Annotated in this window: 3 protein-coding genes; 2 read left to right on the top strand and 1 reads right to left on the bottom strand. The window is 69.9% G+C overall.

Annotated features, from left to right (window positions below; genetic code table 11):
* Positions 1-467: hypothetical protein (locus ACIQOV_RS40115; RefSeq protein WP_401055904.1), on the top strand; the 467-nt coding region annotated here is incomplete at its 5' end.
* Between the two features lie 358 nt (positions 468-825).
* The gene (locus ACIQOV_RS40110) at positions 826-1,134 is read left to right on the top strand and encodes a hypothetical protein (RefSeq protein WP_401055902.1); all 309 of its coding nucleotides are present in this window, start codon (positions 826-828) and stop codon (positions 1,132-1,134) included.
* Between the two features lie 3 nt (positions 1,135-1,137).
* On the opposite strand, the gene ACIQOV_RS40105 is transcribed toward ACIQOV_RS40110, so the two are convergent.
* A complete protein-coding gene (locus ACIQOV_RS40105) occupies positions 1,138-1,584 on the bottom strand; it encodes a phage tail protein (RefSeq protein WP_401055900.1) in 447 nt (148 codons plus the stop codon).
* Between the last annotated feature and the right edge of the window lie 194 nt (positions 1,585-1,778).

The raw sequence follows: 1,778 nt of genomic DNA, 5'->3' as shown, positions 1-1,778 counted from the left end.
CCTCCCGAGCCCCCTGGATACCCGGAGGCGGCACCGCACTGGAGTGGGGCCTGCGCCACCCCTGCCCGGTCGGCGTTGGCCCCGGCGGCCACCGTGGCGACGGGGGGAAGGTGTGGTGCCTGTGGTGCGGCGACCGCTACGCCGGGCGCCCTGCCCAGGTCGGCGACGACCACCTTCACCGCGACGACGCCCACCACGCCGCCAGGCTTCACGCCGACGACCACGAAGCCGACTTCCGCCGGTTCATCACCGGCGAGCGCACCAGGGAGGCCCGTGAGAAGTCCGGGTGGACCACCCGTGTGTACGACCTGGTCGCGGCGGCCACCCTGCCCGCCTCCGAGGGCGGGGTCTGGTGGGACGGCACCGGCTACCGCCTCGTCCCCGCCGGGGCCGGATCGGTGCCAAGGGCCGCCCCGTGCGCCGCAAGGTCGTGGAGCTGGTCATCGCCGCCGGATTCCTGCACCTAGATGAACACGGTGACGTGGTGGCCACCACCGACGGCCGCGCCATGCTCGCCATCCGGCGGCACCACCTCGCCGACCTCGCCGAGCCCTGGCCCGCCCGCCATGAGCCCCAGGCCCTGCCCCCGCTGCCGGTGGCCAGGAAGCCGCCCGCCGCCGTGAGGCAGCCCGCCAGCTCCGCGCGGAGCTGGAGCGCCAGGCCGCCCAGAGCCGCGCCGAGTTCCTGCGGCGTCGTGAGGAAGCCGAGCAGCAGCACCAGGCCGAACTGGCAGCCAAGCGACAGCGCCGCGCCGACGAACAGGCCGAGCGCGTCCGCGCCGAGCGGGCCCGCACCGGGGCAGACATCCACCTCACCTGGTCCGCGGTGGCCGCCGGCCGCTGGACCGTCACCGGTGCCGGCCACGACCGCCGGCTGGACGTCGTCCTCAACGACCGCGACTTCGCGGAGGACATGTACGAGATCCGGGAGAACGGACACTTCATCTCCCGCCATACCTACGAGCACCAGGCCGAGGCCGCCGTGCGGCAGCTGCTCGCCGACGGAGTCGAGATCGGGCAGCGGACACCAAGCCCCACCCCTGCGGCCTCCACCCCGCTATGCTCCACCGGCCCCGCTGGAGCTATCGGTCGGAGGGCTTGTCGTCGTGATTCCCGCAGGGAAGGGCGCGCCTGACGGTCACGCAGTGTCCAGCTCGAAGCTCTCCACCGCCAAGACCAACTCCTCGATGGCAACCTCGGTGGCGGTGCCGCTGAGCGATGGTGCCGAGTACTGCTTGGGCCAGGCGTTGGTGAACTTCCACCGCAACGCCGGTTTGCCGGCCTCGTCGTTGAGCACGATGTGGCCGGTGCGGCGAACCACAGTGCCCTCCAGGACGGCCCGCCGCCAGTCCCACAGCTCGCGGTTGGTGGTGAAGCCGCGCTTGAGCGTGATGTCACCGGACTTCTTCAGCCCTGGGAGCTTGATCACCGAGAAGTCCATGTTGCCCTCGCGGTACTCGATCACGTCCTGCTCGGTGTTGGCTCCGCTGCACTCGGCGAAGCCATGTGAGCCCGCCAGGCCGTCGATGTCCAGCGTGAAATTGAACGCAGCGAATGGATCAACCCGCTGTCCGGTTTGTGCCATAGCCGTTCCTCTCTGTGCCTTCCAGGGGACTGGGGGCAGCCCCTTGCACTCAAAACGGCAGATATGCCAACTCGAAACGGGTGTATGGGAAGGAAAAGAACTAGGCCGCGTATTCGGTCGTGATCAATGGGTTCGGGTGAGGTCCTTGATCCAGATCATTGCGCCGCGGAGGTGAAGGCCGGCGAGGTAGCTTT

Origin of the sequence: Kitasatospora sp. NPDC091257 (assembly GCF_044757675.1) — a bacterium.
GTDB lineage: Bacteria > Actinomycetota > Actinomycetes > Streptomycetales > Streptomycetaceae > Kitasatospora > Kitasatospora lactacystinica.
Note: the sequence above shows the minus strand (reverse complement) of the source record. Positions and strands in the feature narration are given on the sequence as shown.

Bases quoted from the DNA above. Each gene is read 5' to 3' on its own strand.
- ACIQOV_RS40105 (WP_401055900.1), bottom strand. From the start codon at position 1,584: ATGGCACAAACCGGACAGCGGGTTGATCCATTCGCTGCGTTCAATTTC.